Raw genomic sequence first — 20,735 nt, 5'->3', positions numbered from 1 at the left:
AACGCTTCCGTGAACACTCAACTCAACGTAATGATGTATGGCGCGACGGGTGCTTGCACTACAGACGATAGTACTGCGATTCAGAAAGCTGAAAACGTAGCTGCGACGACACATCAGGTTCTTTATTTTCCTCTGCCGCCTGGTGGCTGCTATTTGATGAGTATTACTTGGCATGGAACGACTTTCGTGGGCCAGCAGGCAGGAACTCAGGGGCAACCGGTAATTCTAAGGAGCAAGCCGGGCCTGGATGTGCTACACGTCCTTGATCCAACGTCAAATACTTTCATCTGGAATAAATTTTGGAAGATGGAGAACATCTTTTTCCTAGTCGATAACTCCTCAGCAGGTAATTTTCCGCACCGCTGGCCGGGACGCTGGTTCGATGACGCTACGATACCGTCTGGAAATCTCAGCACGCTCTACACCGCTAACAGCCAAATCAACTGTTCAGATATTGGACAGGCGATTCAGGTGAATGGCGCAGGGCCGAGCGGCGCCAACCTTGTCACGACCATTGCCTCAGTGGCACCCTGCTGGTCTTTAGGCGGCGCAAGCAACAGTTCATGGATAGCGATTACGCTGACAAGCCCGGCATCACGGACTGTGACTAACGCACATGCCTATCTATCGTTGCTTGGATTGCCGGTAACGACCAACATCGGCAACTGCGCAATAGGAATGGACGACGTGGATGGGAATACCGCAGATTGGACCAACCCTTGGCAGGCGGCGGGCTCTCTTTACTCATCAATGAGCAACATAAGTTTCTATGCGGTGAACACTGGGACGAACAATGTCTGCGGGGTTTACACACAGGGAACGTGGGGAATGTACGGACTGGACGTGCAGAATTTTGAATTTCGAGGACAAACCTTCGGGGTCGTTATTGGCAGTTCCGAATTGAATTCCTTTGATCAGTCTTCAGCTGGAGACTACATGAAGTTTAATCACGGATCGCTGGAGTCAATCACCTATCCGTGGATTCAGGTTAACGGCCAAGACCTCAAGATTGAAGACACGGAGATAACTGCTCAAAATGGTCCGCAGTTTGTTGGGCTTGGAAACGTGAACTTCGATGCCTTTAAAAGCGCGCAGATCAGCGTCCCCGAGTTTGAAGGCAATACCGGCACCTATGGTTATCGCGTGGAGGGGGCGCAGAACACGTTCACAAATACCGAACTCACAGGCGGAGCAGGCGCGACAGCCTATCTGGAAACTCAAGGCGCACGCTGCATCAATTGCAGCATGGGTGGCGGAACACTTAACGTGGGCGGTGCTGACAACAAATTGGATTTTTCAAGTCTTGTGGGAGTCACGGTCAACGATTTGGGACTTGGAAACCGGATTTGGTACGGAACGAATCCGAACCCATTCGACAGTATCCCGCAGGCTTATTCAATCCCCGCTGTTCCAACCAAGGGGCTTACGGATCAATCAGGACGAGTATCCGGCGATTTCATCCGCGACGGGAACTTTTCGACACCCTACAACTCCGAAAATCTGCTGATTTGGCCGAACGACATTCTGTTCAATAAATCGGGAACACCCGGCCTCTGGCCTTTGAGTGTCCAAAAGGACGCTGCTTCACCATCGGGTGCCTACGTGATTCTGCCGATAAACAGTGCTATCGCGAGCTTCGCTCAATTTTCAACAAACAATTTCAACCTGACGGTCGGCACCAACATCCCGGCGGGCTTGGTTACAGTCTCAGCAATGGCTAAATGCCCTTCTGCATACGCTTTGAGCGAGATTGCGATTGCTGCGAACGGGAGCCTGCTTAACGGGACTTCGATCACCTGCTCAACCAAATATCAGCTTTACAGCTTCACTGCAAATCTAGCCCCCTACAGTGGAAAGAACATTGGATTTGAAACGACTTCGGCAAATAGGCCTTACGTGGCGTGGATTGGGATTCAGCCAGCCGTGACTCTGCAACTAGGAAGCTCGACCGCAATTACACAGGCGGCGGACGACAACAGCACCAAGGTTGCGACCACTGCACAGGTGCAAGCCGCGCTCGCATCCGCATTTGCATCGCGATCAGCACTCGGAAATACAACGCCCGAGAGCGTCCATACGAAGCAGCTATTCGGCAACCCATCAACGGGGGTCGTCTCCGTTAACAAAACTTCTGCAAGCGACTACCTTGGTCAGTTTAATTTGAAGTGCGTCGGTTTTGTGAATGGAGCGGACGGAACGATGTGCGCTACCCCTCTATCTGGAAACCAGACTTACACTCTCCCCGATCTTTCGGGAATTGTTGTACTAACTTCGCAGCTTCCGCTTTCGGGCACGACAGGCCCAATCGGCGGTTCGGCTCTCGCTGCCGGGGCTTGTGCCACTGGGACGGTCTCCATCCGAGGTGCAACGGCCTCGATGGTGGCGGCTGTCTCTCCGGCAGGTGGAACTTCTCCGGGTACTGGCTATGTCTGGGAAGCACAGGTGACAAACTCAGGCACGGTGACCGTCTCCGTCTGTGCAATCGCAGCAGGGTCACCTACCCGCACAACATATAACGTCAGGGTCATTCAGTAACGGACCCGAGGCCGTGAACAGCCAGCCTTTCGTTCGCCGGAATCAATAAATTTCCAAAACGATACGCGCTGGAGGACCTTGATGAAGAAAGTGTCACAGACCTTCAATGGAACCCAAGAGCGCGCATGAAATAGAAAATTAGAGCGAAAGCAAACCAGCAAATCACAGCAATGATGTTCGCGCAATTCACTCGAACGGACCTCAACGGCTTGCCAATCATGAATGCGTGGCACCCATTGGAATTGGAATGTTGCATTCAGCTTGCTAGAGACAGGAAAGCAGGGATACCCTATCGAAGGTTTATGCCTGGGGCGCGCCAGCTAAACAACGAGCGACCTTGGAGCGTCGTTGGCGTTCCGCACCAGGTTATTTATCCGGCATCTGGTACTCAAACGCGCGTCACTACAGTTTAATTCTTTGAGCTAACTCGCCATGGCTCTCGTGATACGCTCTTCTACGTAGTTCCCCACGCAGTCAAGTGCGATGCTTTGCGCGGTTTCCGAGCACCCGGAGTTCTGTGTCCACGCATGTTGGTTCGCGTACGGTCAGTGACCGGCATTCAAACTCAACCCCAGGAATGGACCGACATGAATAGCCTCACGCGGTTTTATTCTTCGTCTAATTCTGAACTTGTCTCTCACTGGGATTGCCGCCGCTTCCAATCCTCGATTGGGGTCGTCGTTCTATTTTCCACTGTTGTCTTACTCATATGCGGCAGTGCAATGGGGGCAGTCGCGCAGACGGGAGAATGGACTTGGCTCAGCGGCAACAAGGTACTTGAGCATGGACAATTCGCATATGTGAGTTGGCCTGGTGTGTACGGCACTTTAGGCTCGCCATCTCCTACGAATCTGCCTGGCGGTCGAGGAACAGCAAACAACTGGACCGATAAAGATGGCAATCTCTGGCTGTTTGGTGGGATTGGTGCCGATGCAAACGGAACACAGGGGTATCTCAACGACCTTTGGAAATTCTATCCCACAACCAACCAGTGGTCGTGGATCGGTGGAACAAGCACCGTACCGGGTTATCACATGGGAACTCCGGGCATTTACGGCACCCTGGGAATTCCTGCTGCTGCCAATGCTCCTGGAGGACGAGAATCTGCAATTTCTTGGACCGACGGGGAGGGGAATTTCTGGCTCTTCGGCGGTTACGGTTTCGACTCCGTGGGCAATGTAGCTGGCGAGTTGAACGATCTTTGGAAGTTGGACGTGTCATCAAATGAATGGGCCTGGATGGGAGGTAGCAGCACGCTAGGTAGTAATGAGGCCCATGCTGGTGTGTACGGAACATTGGGTATTCCGTCGAGATCGAATATTCCTGGCTCCCGAGATTCGGCAGTTGGATGGACGGACACAAACGGCAATCTCTGGTTATTTGGGGGTTACGGAAACGACTCAACTGTTCTGCGAGGTGAACTTAGCGATCTCTGGATGTTTGACTGCTCGACGTTTCAATGGACGTGGCTGGGCGGGAGTAGCACGAGGAATCAACTCGGAGTTTACGGCGGTTTGGGAGAGCCGTCGTCCGCCAACAATCCTGGTGGTCGACAAAGCTCTGTTTCCTGGAAAGACACCTACGGAAAACTTTGGCTATTCGGCGGAGAAGGCTTCGATTCATCCACCCCAAGTGTCGTTGGTATTCTTAACGACATCTGGATGTTGGATCCCTCTACACTGCAATGGACATGGATGGGAGGCAGCAGCACGATAGATAGCACGGGAGGTCAACCGGGGATATATGGCACTTTGGCGACCGCTTCACCTACGAATGCGCCCGGGAGTCGCTACTCTGCAGTCGCATGGACGGATGACGGCGGAAACTTCTGGCTCTCTGGAGGAATGGGCTTCGATTCGACGAGCTACCTTGGCGCGCTCAATGACCTGTGGGAGTTTAGCCCTTTGACAAACGAATGGACATGGATCGCCGGGAGTAAATCGAGCAAGGGCGGAGCCTACAACTGCTACTCCAACGGAACAATTTGCGGACAGCTCGGGATCTACGGCACCTTGGGTACACCTGGTTCCGGAAACGTACCCGGCAGTCGACTCGCGGCCAGTAGTTGGGCTGATACACAAGGCAATCTCTGGTTATTTGGAGGAGCGGGTTTTGATTCCGCTGGAAATTTTGCCGATCTCAACGACATGTGGGAATACGCGTCCCTTTCCACGGAATTACCGACTCCCGCAGCGATGACTTCTCCGACCCCGGGCAGCACGTTGACCGGCTCAAGCACCACCTTCACCTGGACCGCTGGTTCCGGTGCAACCGCATACTATCTCTTCGTCGGCACCACTCCTGGCGGCTATGACCTGGTCAACATCGGACCCAAGGCCGCCACGAGCTCTACCGTCAGCCTGCCCACCAACGGTGCCACGATCTATGTCCGGCTCTACTCGGTGATTAACGGCGGACTGCAATACCACGATTACACCTACACCGAATTCACCGGTACTCCCGCAGCGATGACTTCTCCAGCACCGGGCAGCATGTTGACCGGCTCAAGCACCACCTTCATCTGGACCACTGGTTCCGGTGCAACTGCATACTATCTGTTCGTCGGCACCACTACCGGTGGCTATGACCTGGTCAACATCGGACCCAAGACTGCCACCAGCGCCACGGTCAGCCTTCCCACCAACGGTGCCACCATCTATGTGCGGCTCTGGTCGGTGATCAATGGCGGACTGCAGTTCCACGATTACACCTACACCGAGTTCGCCGGTAGTCCCGCAGCGATGACTTCTCCGGCACCGGGCAGCACGTTGACCGGCGCAACCACCACCTTCACCTGGACCGCTGGTTCCGGTGCAACTGCATACTACCTATTCATCGGTACCGCTCCCGGCGGCTATGACCTGGTCAACATCGGACCCAAGGCTGTCACCAGCGCCACTGTCAGCCTGCCCACCAACGGTGCCACGATCTATGTCCGGCTCTGGTCGGTGATCAACGGCGGACTGCAATACCACGATTACACCTACACCGAATTCACCGGTACTCCCGCAGCGATGACTTCTCCGGCGCCGGGCAGCACGTTGACCGACTCAAGCACCTTCATCTGGACCACTGGTTCCGGTGCAACTGCATACTATCTGTTCGTTGGCACCACTCCCGGCGGCTATGACCTGGTCAACATCGGACCCAAGCCTGCCACCAGCGCCACCGTCAGCCTGCCCACCAACGGTGCCACCATCTATCTGCGCCTTTACTCGGTGATCAACGGCGGATTGCAATACCACGATTACACTTACACGGAAGCCCATTGAAGCGTCGAACTATGCAATAAAACGTGACCATTCGACCCCGATTGCGCAATGGGGCCAAGGCCATCCGGCGTAAGAAAGAGGCCTTGGCCTTGCGCGATCACTGCCCAACACGGTTCTGGCGTGACGATGCTGTCGGGCACCCGTACACGATTGGCTCGCGCCTTAACCTTATTGCATGTCATTGGTCCCCAGCGTCGCAGGCAGAGGGACAAGTATTGTGCGGTCTGACAGTGAAGGAATTCGGCGAGCCTTACGTTCGAGAAGTGGTCATCCTCGCCCGTGTTCCATTAAGTACGTGGAAAATGACTTGCCGGTTCAGATCGATTTCCTAGCGACCCTACGCCTCTATAAGAGTGTTGAATAAGGCCGAAGCTGGATTTACCCGTGGCAGCTACAGACAGGTCCAGGCCACAGCGAAAAGTCGCTGCCCTCAAAACGGCGTGTCCGATTTGTAAAGGACGAGCCGACCCCCCTGTATCGGCTTTCCGTTCAAAACCCATTTCGGCAAGAAGAACGGAGGAACGATCTGCCATTGATTCCCACATCCAGAGAAGAAGGTATCCAGAAGCGCCACATTGACACATTGACGGCGAATTCTCTATCAGATTGCTGTCGAATTTAAGCCATAAACTGAGCCGCATTGAATTGGGAAGTGAGGGACGGGCGCAAGTCCTGGATTATAGCGATTGGGTGATCTACTGTACTGACACCCACAGCGAATGCATTCCATGCACCTTTGACTGTTTAAGAAACGCTTGGATCGAGAAGTGGTCAACTTGCTTGATCCTCAAACCGTATAATCTTCGATAGCCATGGAAATAAACCGAGAAACGCTGATCAAACTTCTAGAAGCTTTTGCCGATAGCTCCGAAGTGTTGCAGCACGAAATGATGCTCTATCAGATTCTCTTTACCGCCGCTTGCAAAGCCAAAGGTCTTACGGAGGACGAAATACACAAGGCTGTTGCTCGCGGACGCTGGGAGAACACTGAGAAAATAAATAAGGTTTCGCAAGCAACCCATCAACGTCTTCTGGCCAGGCTTCCTCGGTTAGTTGACTTGCTTGCCTCCGATGAAGACGCGGCGATGCAATTCTTGGAAGAATGGGATTCAGAAAGTCCAACAAATTAGCCCCACGCTCCATAAAGGCGGAGCCAAATGATTGCGCACGGTGAAAGCATATACGGGTTCACGAGAAAGGTTCTCGCGGACGCGCAATTTGGGAAGAAAGACCTCAGAAGATAACTTTGCCTTTGGGGTACCACGTAAGCCTGAAAGTGGTCGCTGTGACTGTTTGCTCGCCCGGTAGGTAAACGGGTGCCTTCCAGTGCTCAAGAGTGAAGTTGCCGTTGATCTCAAAATCCTTACCGATGCGCTTGACCACCTGCAAATTGACGTCGTTGATTGTGGTCCCGCCCTCAATCAGCCCACCCGTCGCAGTGTCGATCTCTGTGGTGGAACCCGGGATGAAGTCCTTCGCTGCTTTCCCGTTTCTCAAGCCAATCTGGATCCACTCGTCGCCGCTAAAGTGATACGTGATCCAACCCTGGCCGCCCTTTGCTTCGCGTCCGATCCAATCGCCGAAAATCTGACCATTATTCGTGTATCCCTCTCGTTGTACGGTCTCACGGTACATAAAGCCGCCACCCTGGCTGTTGACAATTGGAGGGTCGGTAGAAACAGCCTCGGCACGGATATCTAGTTTTGGTACTCCAGGCACGTGGGAAAGATATAGACCGGGGCGCCACGCGGCCCTCCGCGGCGCATCAATCGGTGATACGTCGTCGTGCACTTCTCCATCTGAATAGAGAGTGAGCCACTTGCGCGCGAACGGCAGGCGGTAGGAGAAATCGAAAGCACCGAAGCGTGCGCCGGGGTCCTCTCGGGTAAATTTTTGGTTACCGGGCGGGGATGCAAAACTGAAGAAGCTCTTCAGAAAGGTATGCATCGTGATGGGTCCATGGCCCTTTCCGCCCCAGATGACGGTTCGTTGGAAACCAAATTCTAGGTTCTCAGTCGGACGGAAGCTGGCTTTCTCAATGTGCATCCAAGGATCACCGGGATTGAAAACGTCAGGAAGTCCAGGCGGATAGGCCGGATTGGGTATGTATGCGTGGCCCTGAAGTGGGCCAATGACGAATTCATAGCGAAACGGACCTGTCACGGACGAAAGCAAGGGTATGTGCAAAGGCTCAATACGATTAATGCAGAACGAATAAATATTGGCGGCGTTATTAGAATATGCGAACCCCCCGCCCAGGCCGGGACCGAGCCAGTCATCCTGTCTGCCAAACGAAATCTCGTGATTAAGGACATGGGCGGAAGCGTATGCCTCGATCAGGCCGATTCGGATCGTAGAATCAATTGGTCCCAATGGAATTGTCGATTGATGGTAGGGTTGGCCTGTTTTGGGATCAAGGAAAGGAATTTGATCTATGGTTGAGAGTGTCCGTGCGAGCTGCGATGAATAGCCTGATGCGGAAGGTACTCCTTGAAACTCACCGCGCAGATAAAGCACAAAACGACCCGCCGATGCAAAACCGCTAAACCCCGTGTAGTTGTTGATTCCGCTCTCGTAGGGGCGACCGTAGTCATTGATTATGGTCTGGCCGAGATGGAAGCTGTCGCGGAGGGGGGTGCCGCGAATGCCCCGGAACATAGAATAAATTGACTCGACACGCGTATGCCCTTTCAGCATGCCACATGGGCCGCTGATCTCGGGATGAAGCTCGTAGTCGAGAGCTTCGTAGATCTGCACCGCTTCGGCAGTTGTTGGATCGGGAGAGTCCTGCGCGTCCTCGATGCGCGCGGCCGCTTGTTCGAGCATGCGACCGACACTGGCACGAGTCCACGGACGCATACCGAGATAGACCGTGTCAATGTAGCCAAGGCCATATAGGCGCAGAACCGCGGGATAGACCCAACTATCGACCGGAATGTAGGGAGAACCAAGATCTGCTGGCTCGCACACGGGAACCGGGCGCCCAGTGTCTGGCACGGCTTGCCCTCCGCCAACTACCGCTTTGGGTGTCTCTGCTTTCGCCCAGTTTATGTTTAAGCTGGAGAGCCCCATTAACCAGATTGCAGTCGAGACGACAGAAGCAGATACTGCGTGCCTGTTTACAACCATGTCCTCACTTTAACATTTGGGCTGTTCACAAGGAAGTAGAGAGCAGCAGCAAGGTCAACCTGATTCACATCCTGCCAAAGAGACCTCGGGCACGTCGAAAGCCTCGATGGACGGCTACGCGACGAGTGTCTCAGCGGAAACTGGTTTCGCACGCTTAACAACGTGCGGCGAACCCTTGACAACTGGAATCTCGGAGAAGCCGCTAGCGAACCTTGTGCCAACTGTTCAACCGCGAGTCGTGCTCGACTAGCGTCCGTTCCGCCAGCGTTTACTGCCGTGTCGACTACACTAGTCATCGCCGTCAGTGCTTGACAGTTGTTGAGACTCGCAGGCGGCGTCTAGCTGCTTGGGGCATTCAGAATCGAGGTACAATGCTTTGCGATACATTCAAGGAGAACTCATGAGAACCCTTGCACTGGTTGCGGTCTTCGTTGCTCTCGCCGCGTTTCCTGATCGTTCCGGAGCACAAACACTATCTGGTGCCGACCTCCTCAAGAATTGTCAAGTTGTGCTTGAAGGGAAACCTAACAACACAGCGATGCTTGATGGCGTGAGCTGTTTAGCTTATCTCAGGGGAATGTCCGACACATTCGATTTGTGGAAAGTCTTCAATGATCAGCGAAGACAGAACAATCCTCCCCCTGCGTGTGTTCCAAATGGGGTTACAGCCCGCGAAATCGCCATTGTTGTGATGAAGTTCATCAAACGACATCCAACAGAGATGCACCACGCGGCAAGTGACGTTGCTCTGACCGCATTGATGGACGCCTACCCTTGCGGCGGAATGTCTCCTTGACATTTCTGGCTCCAGGTTGTGCGCAGGGGAATAAGGCTAGGCATCAAGTTAGCTTGTCTCATTTTTCTTTAGGTTTGGAGATACGGGTTCAAGAAGTACGACGCAATCACGTCATCCGCAAACTGAGTCAGGCCGACGAAGAGTCACCGGTGCGGTCACGGGAGAGTTTGTTACCGAGACCTTCGACTAGGAGAGCCCACGGCAGATCACGATAAACGTTTCATCCGGGCCGCCCGAAGCGATCGTTTTCGCCGCCGGCAGTCGGGTAATCTCGACGCGTAGCCGGTTGCTGGAGAAGGCCCACGTAGCGTCCGCAATGATCGTCGGTGCAGATTGGACTGACCGGCGAGATGCTGTGCCTTCGAGATGCTCATCATCGACGTTCGCAGATGGACGGCGCCGCAGTTTGGCGTGTACTGTCCTCCTGAACGTACCGCAAGGTTCGTCGTGGCCTGAGGAGATCTGGCCCTTGGTCTTGAGCTTCGGCATCCACGGGTCTACGTTGCGGTCTTCTGCAGCGAGCATGGTGCCATTTACAACTCGCTTGATATTATGCCGAGTCCGCTTCCGCCCATATACCCTTTCGCTCGCAGATGGGAGCCGTCCTTCCTAGAGAACCTGGGAGGTGGGCGCACGCGTTGCGCAAGGCAGGTTGCGGATGTCGTTATGATTGAGCGAGTAGGAACTGTGGTGGCGCATCCTGGCGAGAAGAGTTCCCGCTGACCCCGGGGGCGCCCAGACTCCTGAATCCGCGGCCACGCCGCCGGCGGCGCACTTTCCCACGTAGCAAGGGAAAATGGCTTCGCACCAGCCACGTTACATACATCTTTATTGGAGATGAATATTCTGCAAGCTTACTTAGCGTGATAACCCCCTCCTGCAGCGCAACCAGTCCACCTCCCTTCGTTGAAAGTAATCTCCCTCAAAATTACTTTTGTGACTAATCGACACGTCGAGCAAGTCACCGCAGTTTCAACTTTTTTGTAGAGGACCAATCTCCGTTGTGCGTGCTACTCTCGTTTTCGAAGTTCCCCAACGAGAGTTATTCGGATGCTTTGCGCGGTTTGCGAGCCTCAAGAGTTTTAATGCCAGCACGTGTTCGTCCGCCGTACCTTGAGTGGCATGCATACAAGCTCGACCCCAGGGAGTAAACCGCCATGAACCCTTCGCTTCGGTTTGTTTCTGCTGCAATTCGTACGATCTTCTTTCCCTCTGTTTCTCATTTCGGCTTAATTGGAATGGGAAAACCAGCGAATTCCATTCCGTGTAGGTCAGGAACTTACCTGCTTGCCCCTCTAGCGATTGTGTCATTGTTGAATATCGTTTCCTTCGCTCAGTCGCAGACAGGCGGCAGCAGCACCCCCGAATGGGCCTGGATGGGCGGGAACAACACAGTTCCAGCCGGAAAGGGCCAGCCCGGCGTTTACGGCACCAAGTACCAGTTCGCGCCATCCAATGCCCCCGGAGGCCGCAACTGGGGGGCTCTCAGCTGGACCGATCAGAGCGGCAGACTCTGGCTCTTCGGCGGTTCTGGATACGACGCTTCAGGAACCGCAGGCTATCTCGGCGACATGTGGGTTTTCGACCCTACCCAAGGCGCGGATGGCGAGTGGGCGTGGATGGGAGGGAGCAGTACTCTCTCAACAAATAGTGTTGGCTATACTGGCCAGCCCGGTGTCTATGGTACGGAGTACCAGTTTACAGCGTCGAATTCTCCGGGCGGCCGCTATGTTGCAATCAACTGGACCGACGCGAGCGGCAGATTCTGGCTCTTCGGAGGAGACGGGTTCGACGGCGCAGGAAACGCGGGTTACCTCAGCGACCTCTGGGTCTTTGATCCCTCGCAGGGCACCTATGGCGAGTGGGCGTGGATGGGAGGGAGCAACACGGTTCCCTCAGCCCAATTCGCCTGTGGCCAGCCTACCCCTTACGGCACCGAGTATCAGTTTGCCGACTCCAACTATCCGGGACACCGCGACGGTTCTCTCACCTGGACGGATCAGAGCAGCAGACTCTGGCTCTTCGGTGGTGGAGGTTGCGACTCTGCAGGGGATCCGGCAGAACAGACTATGAACGACCTGTGGGTCTTCGACCCCTCCCAGGGCGCGCATGGCGAGTGGGCCTGGATGGGAGGAAATAAAGTTGGATATGCGAACGGAGCGTACGGCACTGAATATCAGTTCGCAGCTTCCAATGCTCCCGGTGCTCGTGCCAGCGCCACGGGCTGGACCGACACCAGCGGACGACTCTGGCTCTTTGGTGGTTATGGATTTGATTCTGCAGGAACCGCCGGTGAACTCAATGACCTGTGGGTCTTCGACCCCACTCAGGGCGCTAACGGTGAGTGGGCCTGGGTGGGGGGAAGCGAGGTCGCACGTGCGGTCGGAGTTTACGGTACGGAGTATCAGTTCGCTGAATCCAATGTGCCCGGGTCCCGCTACGAGGCCATGAGCTGGACCGATAAGAACGGCAAACTCTGGCTGTTCGGTGGTCTTGGGTACGATTCGTTGGGACACTACGGCTACTTGAATGACCTATGGGTTTTCGACCCCTCCCAGGGGGGCAATGGTGAGTGGCTGTGGATGGGAGGTAGCAATACGTTTATGCTTGGGTATGGCCGCAGCGGTATTTACGGAACTGAGTATGAGTTCTTGTCATCTAGCGTGCCGGGAGGCCGCAATACTGGTGCCACCTGGGTCGACCCGGATGGCAAACTCTGGCTCTTCGGCGGTGAAGGGTACGATTCCCTAGGGAACAACGGCCTCCTGAACGACTTGTGGGAGTTGGAGGTGCCAAGTTCGGTTGCTCCGGCAGCGATGGCTTCTCCGGCACCGGGCAGCACGTTGACGGGTTCACGCACCACTTTCACCTGGACCACCGGTTCCGGCGTGACCGCATATTATCTCTTTGTCGGCACGACCCCCGGTGGCTATGACCTGGTCAACATCGGACCCAAGGCCGCCACAAGCGCCACTGTCAGCTTGCCCACTAACGGTGCCACCATCTACGTCCGGCTCTGGTCGGTGATCAACGGCGGACTGCAGTACCACGACTACACCTACACCGAGTTCGCCGGTACTCCTGCAGCCATGACAAGCCCGGCACCGGGCAGCACGTTGACGGGTTCAAGCACCACTTTCACCTGGACCACCGGTTCCGGCGTGACCGCATATTATCTCTTTGTCGGCACGACGCCCGGTGGCTATGACCTGGTCAACATCGGACCCAAGGCGGCCACGAGCGCCACTGTCAGCCTGCCCACTAACGGTGCCACCATCTACGTCCGGCTCTACTCGGTGATCAACGGCGGACTGCAGTACCACGACTACACCTACACCGAGTTCGCCGGTACTCCCGCGGCGATGACTTCTCCGACGCCGGGCAGTACGTTGACCGGGGCAAGCACCACCTTCACCTGGACCTTCGGTTCCGGTGCAACCGCATACTATCTCTTCGTCGGCACCACTCCCGGTGGCTATGACCTGGTCAACATCGGACCCAAAGGCGCCACCAGCGCCACCGTCAGCCTGCCCATCAACGGGGCCACCATCTACGTCCGGCTCTGGTCGGTGATCAACGGCGGACTGCAGTACCACGATTACACCTACACCGAGTTTGCCAGTACTCCCGCATCGATGAGTTCCCCGGCGCCGGGCAGTACGTTGACCGGCGCAAGCACCACCTTCATCTGGACCGCTGGTTCCGGCGCAACCGCATACTATCTCTTTGTCGGCACCACGCCCGGTGGCTATGACCTGGTCAACATCGGACCCAAGGCTGCCACTAGCGCCACTGTCAGCCTGCCCACTAACGGTGCCACTATCTACGTCCGGCTCTACTCGGTGATCAACGGCGGACTGCAATACCACGATTACACCTACACGGAAGCTCATTAGAAATGGTCCGCTGAACGATCGCTTGGTGAACTCACTTGTCGAAGCACGAACGAAGGAGATAGGGACATTGAACGAAGTTCTTCTACTCAACAGTCTTGGCGCCAAATTCCTGTGGCCGTCGCGCATCACGCCACGCGAAAGCGCCGATCGACTGCGGAGCGCGGATCGCCAAACTGCGGATACGGGTGCGAAGTTCGTTAAGTTGGAAGCTGCAAGCGTCCCCGAAGCCAAGCAAATCGAAGTAACCTAGATTTTCCTGCCTCGTAACCCCTAGGTTTCACGCCCCCAGCCGACGCAGGAATATCGAACTGGGATAGTCGCCGTTCTTCCGAGTCAAACCTTCGTCAAACTCCCGTGGTTGCATATCCGAGAAGAAACGAACCAAATCCTCGAGTCTCAGGTGATGCAACATGGAAAGCGAGGCAGCAATTTCGTAATGATCGTTCATCGAAAGGAAAGCATAAAGGAGAGCAGTCTCATGCTGGAAAAATAACGCAGAAGAAAGTGTGTCGGGACCGTAGTCGTAAGGAAAGTGGATGTCGTGAAAGTGAACATAGGCACCCGCGGCAATCCTCGGCAGGACTTCGAGCAAAATCAGGTTCACCTCTCCCGCAGGTGCCAGCGTGTGGCTTGAGTCTACAAAGAACAAGTCTCCCGGTTTCAGAGAGGAACAACATTTTATACCCACTTCCTCAATCTTTCTAGGCACTAGAATCAGTCTACCTGCGGAATGTTCGCGCTTCAGGAACTCGGTAGGAAACGGCTCGATGCAAGTTATCTCCGGCGTGTAGCCTTCATCGGCGGCGGCGATCAGGCAAATGGCAGTCGAAACACCACAACCGATCTGCACGATCCTTTGCGGACGAATGCTCCGCACAAAGCAATAGAGAAAGTCCGCTTCAACCTGCCCATAACCTTCATCGCTTCCGTTAATTCGTACGGCGTTTTCGTGCATTTTGAAGTTTCGGAGCTTATGCCGATAAGGCTCAGTGCACTGGCCAACCCAGTGCACCTGGGCGTCGATGTCCGCGCGGATTCCATACATGCTTCGTGGGGTTCGCCAAGTCGAAGTGGACCGGAGTGTTCGAATGTCGGGAATCTCGGAGTAGAAATGTCGCGGAAGGATATCCACTCCAAGTCGCTGGCCAAGTTCGAAGCCGCTCCGCATCGCTCGCTTGCTTAGGTTCTTCAGGTGCCTGAGATAGGTGGGCATAAGACGATTCAGGTGCAGTCGTGAGCGCTCTCTACGGACAAGCATAACCCAAACAGCATATCTTGAATTCATCCCCACTGTGCAGTGTCAGCATATCCACATTGCGCAGCTGCCACTTCATCGTAGCCGGTGTCGCCATAAGGAGCGGCAGTGGTCCAAATGTTGTCTAGACCATAGGCCTGCTTGAGACGTTCCGTGCATTCATCATATTCGGCCTCGATGCTAACGGCCCACGGCCCGGCGCCACAGTTTGCGCCATCTGCAGAGCACTGATGCTGAGTGTGGTTCCCAATCTCTTGCCCGTCTCTCGCAGCTTGTAACCACAAGGAGGGGTCATGGTTCCAGCCGCAGGTCAGAAAGAATGTCATTCTCTGACCGGTCGCTTGCAACTCGGGGTATTCATCAGCTTGTGCAGCATCGTCAAAGGTGTACGTGACCGCGGCCCTGAAACCGGCCCAATCGACAACCTTCAAGCCACCCGGGGTCTTTACCGACCCAACCCTGAGATCGACGGATGTTGGAGGTTTGGGCAGACCACTGTCCGGTTGATAGTTGGAATCGAAAGTGTAATCGGCCGAAGCCACACTGCTTTGGGCATAGTATCTCGCCGCGGCGATCGCTTTCAGCGTCAAATTCGTCGGTACTGAGATCGGCCCGCCATACACCCTGGAGGACGTGCCTGGATCACCGCCATCGGTCGTGAAATAGCCGGTCTGCGTGTGGAATATCAGGTCCTCGCGACCGTCGTTGTTGAGGTCGGCGTGGTTGTAGGCGTAACTGCGTACGTCCGATGTCCGAAGACCGGCGTTTGCGCCTGCGCTGCGGCACACACGGACATCGCCGCAACCACAGTTAGGATAGGGATGCTTTTCATCTGGCCGCTCCTGAAACTTGCGATCGTTTTGTAATTTAGGATGCCGGGATCGATTCCGATTTAGTTCTAGATGCCACGTGCCGGTTCCCAAGTGGTCTCCGAGTACAACATTCTGGCTGCCTTGCACGTCACACTAGCACCGGGCCGCCCCAGATCCATGCGCCGGAAAATGCGCCGTGTACAAGGACAAATCTTGCCATTCGATCTCCGTTATGCCGCGCTCGCCGCCACAAAAGAAGCCAGCAAGAATTAGATTGCTGACCGAGTCCATGCCCAGCGGAGCTATTCCAGTAATCCGAGCAACGTCCTTGCAAACTCGCGAAGTGCTATAACAGAGGCAATCCAAAACACAATTTGAAAAGTCTATCCGAGCGAGAATTCCCTCCTCGTTATAGTAACTATGATTACTCAACGGAATTCCACTCCAATCATTGGGACAGGTGTCTCTTCAATTGTTGTAGAGGAGACTCCTGTCTCATCGCTGAAACCCTATCGAGCCAATGCACGAACCCATACCAAACATCAGATCAGACAAATCGCAAATAGCATCGTTGCCTTTGGCTTTACCAATCCAATCCTTATAGACAGCGGCAATCGCATCATCGCAGGGCATGGTCGCGTCGAAGCGGCCAAGCTACTGGGAATGGAGCGAGTTCCAACGATTCGACTTGAGGGTCTGAACGAGGATCAGATCCGAGCCTACGTTCTCGCCGACAATAAACTGGCTGAGAATGCTGGCTGGGATTCGCAGATCCTGGCAATCGAGCTCCAGTATTTAGTTGAACTCAACTCTGCGGATCTAGACGTAACCATCACTGGATTTGAGATTCCCGAAGTCGATGCGGTGATTACGGCAGTATCTGGGGAATCCGAGCCAGAACCGCCGGTCCCGGAACCGGACAGAGATGGGCAGGCCGTCAATCAACCTGGAGATCTCTGGAAACTCGACAAGCACCGAATTATATGATGGCGATCGGTTATTACGCGCATCTCGACCGAAGCAATTCCCTTCCCAACGAGAGTGTCGAAGCGTTAATCACAGCAGCGAAGAGCTATGGACCAGACCATGACGATCGCCGACAGGCTGCTTTTTGTGGTTCGGTTATAGTCAAGAAGTTTGACATCTACTTCAACAACGAGGAGAGCATCGGAGACCGTACTGGATTATCTATACCTCTGGAACGTGGCCTGCGAACAAACTATCCTCTTCTCGACTTTATTGCGGCGCACTGGACCGAGATAAAAGCTGCGTTCGGAGATGGCCTCTTGCAAAGGTTTACGCGTTTTTCCAGCGAGATAAACGCGTGGACTACACTTTTGTCCCTCGCACATCAGAACGCTGAGATGGCCTCTGATGCAGAGAAGGCGATGGAGAAATATCAAGAACTTCAAGCAACTGCACAGGGCTTGCGCTTTCTCGCGAAGACAAAACCGCGAGCACCTCAGCTGCGAGCCGCGGCTCTCAACGCCATAAACAGCTCAGGAGCATCGTGGGTGGAATTTCTACCAATTGACGCGGCATGCGAGATTCTTTTGGATCAGTTCAAAGACGAGCGGTTGGCTGCTGATTTAGAAGACCTCGTCCGCGAAGAGCGATTCACAAATGGACCAATGCTGGCATTATGTCTCGGGTGGCCCGAGAACGCTCTGGTTCAAGGTCTTCTAGCTCATCTTAATTCAATTGATCCGCTCGTCGCGGCCTATGTCTTCTTCGGTGCGGCGACGATTGATCGTATTGTCGAGAAGCTGCCTCTACAGCTCCATCGAGCTGCACACAGTTCGTATTGGGGGCGATATATTCGGCGCCCTTTGATTCTGCGTATCGGACGCGACCCCGAACTGGGGGCAGCGCTTTATGAGGATATGTTGCAGAACCCTACACCTTGGAAGAAATGCGCATATCCTCACGCAATCGCGCGAGCCCAAGGGCTGACTGAATCAGCCAGAGAATGGGTAGCTGCGGAGTACGACCGACAGAATTCGATAAAGCATTCCGAGTTCGGCTATGACGTCATTTACGGTGACTTGCGGTCTGTACGGTATTCGCTGAAGGACGCATTGCGAGAGCCACTGATTTGATCTTGTCTTTTTGCTCAGGAGGGGGAGAGGTCAGCCATTGTCGAAATGGCGGTGGAATTGCGTCTACTTGGATAGGGGGTGCACTTTTCCCGGCCCCTATCCCCCTACCCCACAAAAGCTTCATCCCGTCCTCGCGTTTTTCGAGACTCACCCGAGAAACGATAGACATTCTCCAGGCGGCAATGCAAAGCCTCCAGAGGGAAGACAGAAAACCTCGGCCTTCTCGAAAGGGCACTGGCACATTTGCGAACAGAGAAGAAGGGCTATTTCCCTCGGATTTTGAGACGAGGAGAGCTTTCTCCAGTCCCTTTCGGAGGTCGAGTCGAGCAAATTCGCCCGGGAAATTCGCAGAATCTCTGATTTTTTCTCTCAAACTGCTGATTCTACGGACTCAATGGCGGAGAGTGAGGGATTTGAACCCCCGATACCCTTTCAGGTATGTCGGTTTTCAAGACCGATGCAATCAACCGCTCTGCCAACTCTCCGTGGACTGATTATACGAAGAAAAGTCGATGACGAGTATTCCAAGGCACTCGCAACCGAAGTACGCCATGATCGCCTCATCGTCGGACAATCGCCTCCAGCACCGCCGTGTACCCGACCAGCAAAACGCTGCAGTCCATGCCAACGGCAATTAGATCGAATCCCGCCCCAGCGTAAGCTCTCGCTTTCTCCGCCGTCGCCGCAAAAATCCCGCATGCCTTGCCCGCATTCTTGCAGAGTGCCTGCACTGCGGCAATGCTCTCGACAACCTGCGGCGCCTCGATCTGGCCCGGAATTCCAAACGACCCGCTCAGGTCATACGGCCCAATCACCACGGCATCGACCGCGTCATGTTTGGCAATCGCCTCGGCATTCTTCACCCCGGCCACTGACTCGATCTGCACCACAATCGCATAATCCTGCTTTTCCAGGCACTCCGCAAACTTCGCTCCATAACCCTGCGCGCGTGCAATGCCCACACTGCGCTCTCCACGCGGCGGATAGAGCGCGGCCCGCGCAATCTCATCCACCTCCTCCGCCGATGAAACCTGCGGCAGAATGATCCCATCGCATCCAATATCCAGAAACCGCTTGATCGCTGTCGCCGATCGATCCGGCAACCGCACAAACGTCGGCCCTCCGCCCGCACCCACTGCGCACGCAATGGCTGCACTGACTTCGTTGAAGCGGCCATGCTCCCCGTCAATCCATAGCCAATCAAAGCCCGCCAGCCGCGCGATCTCCACAATGGCCGGATGATCGATCGTCACGATTGTGCCCAGCTTCATGCCGCCTGACTGCAGCCATGCCCTCGCGTCCATCTGCTCTCCGCTTTACCCGTTCCGGTTTCCCAAGATTCCAGTTGCCGCTCATTCCCGCGTCCCGTCCGTCAAATACTCATAACTCACAAATGCCACCTTCGTGCTGTCCGGCGACCACGATGGCACATTATTCGTCCCCTGCCCGCCAAACAGCTTCGCCAGCACCTTCACCTTCTTGTCCGCCAGCGACATCAAGTTCAGTGTCACATCCTTGTCTGGTGGATGCCCGGTCACACCCTTTTCGAATGCAACAAACGTCATCCACTTCCCATCCGGCGAAATGTGCGGAAACCAGTCGTTCGTTTCGTCCGTGATCACCTGCTCCTGCTCACTTCCATCCGGATGCATCCGCCAGATCTGCATATGCCCGGTGCGCTCCGAATTGAAATAGATCCACTGCCCGTCCGGTGAGTACTCCGGCCCGTCATCAAGCCCCGGCGCCGTCGTCAGCCGTTTCTCCTCGCCGCCATTTACCGGGACGGAGTAAATATCGAAGTTGTCCCCACGCTCTCCCACGAACGCCAGCGTCCCTCCATCCGGCGACCACCCATGCCAATACGATGGTCCCACGGGTGTAAGTTTCTTCGGCGTTCCACCCGCAATCGCCACCGTGTACACCAGCGATTTGCCCGTCTCCGTCGAATCGCTGATCGCCAGCATCGTCCCGTCCGGCGAAATCCCATGATCGTTGTTGCACTTCACTTCAGGATCAGTCTTGATCCGCGCTGGCTCACCGCCCGTCACCGCCAGACGATAAATCCCGCCGTCCTGGTTAAACAGGAAATATGACCCATCCCGCGACCAGTTCGGCGCTTCAAAATGCGCCCGCGCCACATATGTCACGCGCCTATCCGCCGACGCAATCGGCACCGTCTCCAACGTGCTGTACAGCACCGGCTTCTCGCTAGTCGCGGCGAGCGCCTCAATCTTCACGTTTGAAAACACCGCCGTCTCCGTCGCATCCTTGTCGTGCGCCGAAACGCCGATCCCCACGTAAAACGGCCCGTTCAACTCCAGCTTTGTTGAGGCACCTGCCGGCTCCAACTTCCCGTCCGAGCCCGAAACGAATGCGTAGAAATAGTCCCCGCGTTTCTCCAACCGCACCCGCAACGGCCCATCCACAGTCGACTGCACCTCGTGGTCATCCGCGCCAGCCGCATCGCGAAACTGCAGCGAAGTCAGTCCAACCCCGTGCCGCGCAATGTCCACCGCCGGCGCGTTCCCGTCCAGACTCTGCCTGATCATCAGCACTGCCTTGCGATGCGCGTTCCCCTTGTCTCCCATAAATGCGATGTCCGCCGAGATCGCCACATCTCCGCTCATCTTCTTCCAGGCAAACTGAAAATCATCCATGCCGAACCACATGTTGTCGCCGCTGCCCATTACCGTGTAGCTCTGCTTTGCCGCGTCGTAACTCGCCGATCCCGGATGCAACACCGTCCCCACATCCTGGTGTCCGTCAAACACGCCCACAGGACCATACCCCACCTGTCCCGTCGCGCATCCCGCGCTCAATCCAAAAACAAGAACAAAACAAAATGAAGAGACCCACCGATTCATTTCACCCTCCACTGCAATTGTCAGGCGCGATCATTCTCGCGCATTCCCCTTCCGCGCGTCTTGCCGCAGTCAAACGC

14 protein-coding genes, 1 tRNA gene and 1 pseudogene are annotated in these 20,735 nt (G+C 55.1%); 9 read left to right on the top strand and 7 right to left on the bottom strand.

Going from position 1 to position 20,735, the window contains the following annotated elements; genetic code table 11:
* The first annotated feature begins 30 nt into the window (after window positions 1-30).
* The 3 genes from VK574_RS04450 to VK574_RS04440 all read left to right on the top strand — a co-directional run bounded on the left by VK574_RS04450 (window position 31) and on the right by VK574_RS04440 (window position 6,937).
* Window positions 31-2,535: a hypothetical protein gene (locus tag VK574_RS04450; protein WP_472798603.1), complete on the top strand. Its 2,505-nt coding sequence runs from the start codon at window positions 31-33 to the stop codon at window positions 2,533-2,535.
* 722 nt (window positions 2,536-3,257) lie between these two features.
* On the top strand, window positions 3,258-5,807 hold the full coding sequence (locus VK574_RS04445) for a Kelch repeat-containing protein (RefSeq protein WP_472798602.1): 2,550 nt from the start codon (window positions 3,258-3,260) through the stop codon (window positions 5,805-5,807).
* An 812-nt stretch (window positions 5,808-6,619) separates the two neighbouring features.
* Window positions 6,620-6,937, top strand: a complete 318-nt coding sequence (locus VK574_RS04440; RefSeq protein ID WP_472798601.1) for a hypothetical protein — start codon at window positions 6,620-6,622, stop codon at window positions 6,935-6,937.
* A gap of 103 nt (window positions 6,938-7,040) precedes the next feature.
* Here the strand turns inward: VK574_RS04440 and VK574_RS04435 are convergent, their stop codons facing one another.
* On the bottom strand, window positions 7,041-8,804 hold the full coding sequence (locus VK574_RS04435) for a capsule assembly Wzi family protein (RefSeq protein WP_472798600.1): 1,764 nt from the start codon (window positions 8,802-8,804) through the stop codon (window positions 7,041-7,043).
* A gap of 231 nt (window positions 8,805-9,035) precedes the next feature.
* Here VK574_RS04435 and VK574_RS04430 point away from each other — a divergent pair.
* Together VK574_RS04430 and VK574_RS04425 are read left to right on the top strand one after the other, a co-directional pair.
* Window positions 9,036-9,248, top strand: a pseudogene (locus VK574_RS04430) (integrase core domain-containing protein); the annotation flags it as partial.
* Window positions 9,249-9,336: 88 nt separating this feature from the next.
* Window positions 9,337-9,732, top strand: coding sequence for a Rap1a/Tai family immunity protein (locus VK574_RS04425; protein ID WP_472798599.1), 396 nt, complete (start codon window positions 9,337-9,339; stop codon window positions 9,730-9,732).
* A 186-nt stretch (window positions 9,733-9,918) separates the two neighbouring features.
* On the opposite strand, the gene VK574_RS04420 is transcribed toward VK574_RS04425, so the two are convergent.
* A complete protein-coding gene (locus VK574_RS04420) occupies window positions 9,919-10,257 on the bottom strand; it encodes a hypothetical protein (RefSeq protein WP_472798598.1) in 339 nt (112 codons plus the stop codon).
* Between the two features lie 788 nt (window positions 10,258-11,045).
* On the opposite strand from VK574_RS04420, the gene VK574_RS04415 reads away from it, so the two are divergent.
* Both VK574_RS04415 and VK574_RS04410 read left to right on the top strand, forming a co-directional pair.
* Window positions 11,046-13,628 carry a hypothetical protein gene (locus tag VK574_RS04415; RefSeq protein WP_472798597.1) on the top strand — a complete coding sequence of 861 codons (2,583 nt, stop codon included), beginning with the start codon at window positions 11,046-11,048 and terminating at the stop codon, window positions 13,626-13,628.
* Between the two features lie 67 nt (window positions 13,629-13,695).
* The gene (locus tag VK574_RS04410) at window positions 13,696-13,878 is read left to right on the top strand and encodes a hypothetical protein (protein WP_472798596.1); all 183 of its coding nucleotides are present in this window, start codon (window positions 13,696-13,698) and stop codon (window positions 13,876-13,878) included.
* Between the two features lie 27 nt (window positions 13,879-13,905).
* On the opposite strand, the gene VK574_RS04405 is transcribed toward VK574_RS04410, so the two are convergent.
* Window positions 13,906-14,583: a class I SAM-dependent methyltransferase gene (locus VK574_RS04405; RefSeq protein WP_472798595.1), complete on the bottom strand. Its 678-nt coding sequence runs from the start codon at window positions 14,581-14,583 to the stop codon at window positions 13,906-13,908.
* 326 nt (window positions 14,584-14,909) lie between these two features.
* Complete coding sequence (locus VK574_RS04400; protein ID WP_472798594.1) at window positions 14,910-15,671, bottom strand: chitobiase/beta-hexosaminidase C-terminal domain-containing protein; 762 nt, start codon at window positions 15,669-15,671, stop codon at window positions 14,910-14,912.
* Window positions 15,672-16,115: 444 nt separating this feature from the next.
* Here VK574_RS04400 and VK574_RS04395 point away from each other — a divergent pair, with 444 nt between their 5' ends.
* Window positions 16,116-16,682, top strand: a complete 567-nt coding sequence (locus VK574_RS04395; RefSeq protein WP_472798593.1) for a ParB/Srx family N-terminal domain-containing protein — start codon at window positions 16,116-16,118, stop codon at window positions 16,680-16,682.
* Entirely contained in the window at window positions 16,679-17,794 is a 1,116-nt protein-coding gene (locus VK574_RS04390) for a hypothetical protein (RefSeq protein WP_472798592.1), read from the top strand. The genes VK574_RS04395 and VK574_RS04390 overlap by 4 nt, the downstream gene beginning before the upstream one ends.
* Before the next feature lie 395 nt (window positions 17,795-18,189).
* On the opposite strand, the gene VK574_RS04385 is transcribed toward VK574_RS04390, so the two are convergent.
* The 3 genes from VK574_RS04385 to VK574_RS04375 all read right to left on the bottom strand — a co-directional run bounded on the left by VK574_RS04385 (window position 18,190) and on the right by VK574_RS04375 (window position 20,658).
* Window positions 18,190-18,279 (bottom strand) — tRNA-Ser (locus tag VK574_RS04385).
* A 75-nt stretch (window positions 18,280-18,354) separates the two neighbouring features.
* The gene (locus tag VK574_RS04380; protein WP_472798591.1) at window positions 18,355-19,098 is read right to left on the bottom strand and encodes an HpcH/HpaI aldolase family protein; all 744 of its coding nucleotides are present in this window, start codon (window positions 19,096-19,098) and stop codon (window positions 18,355-18,357) included.
* A 48-nt stretch (window positions 19,099-19,146) separates the two neighbouring features.
* On the bottom strand, window positions 19,147-20,658 hold the full coding sequence (locus tag VK574_RS04375) for a TolB family protein (RefSeq protein WP_472798590.1): 1,512 nt from the start codon (window positions 20,656-20,658) through the stop codon (window positions 19,147-19,149).
* Between the last annotated feature and the right edge of the window lie 77 nt (window positions 20,659-20,735).

The sequence above is a fragment of the Occallatibacter sp. genome (genome assembly GCF_035317045.1).
GTDB lineage: Bacteria > Acidobacteriota > Terriglobia > Terriglobales > Acidobacteriaceae > Telmatobacter.
The sequence above is the reverse complement of the archived record's forward strand: the minus strand, read 5'-3'. Positions and strand labels throughout refer to the sequence as shown.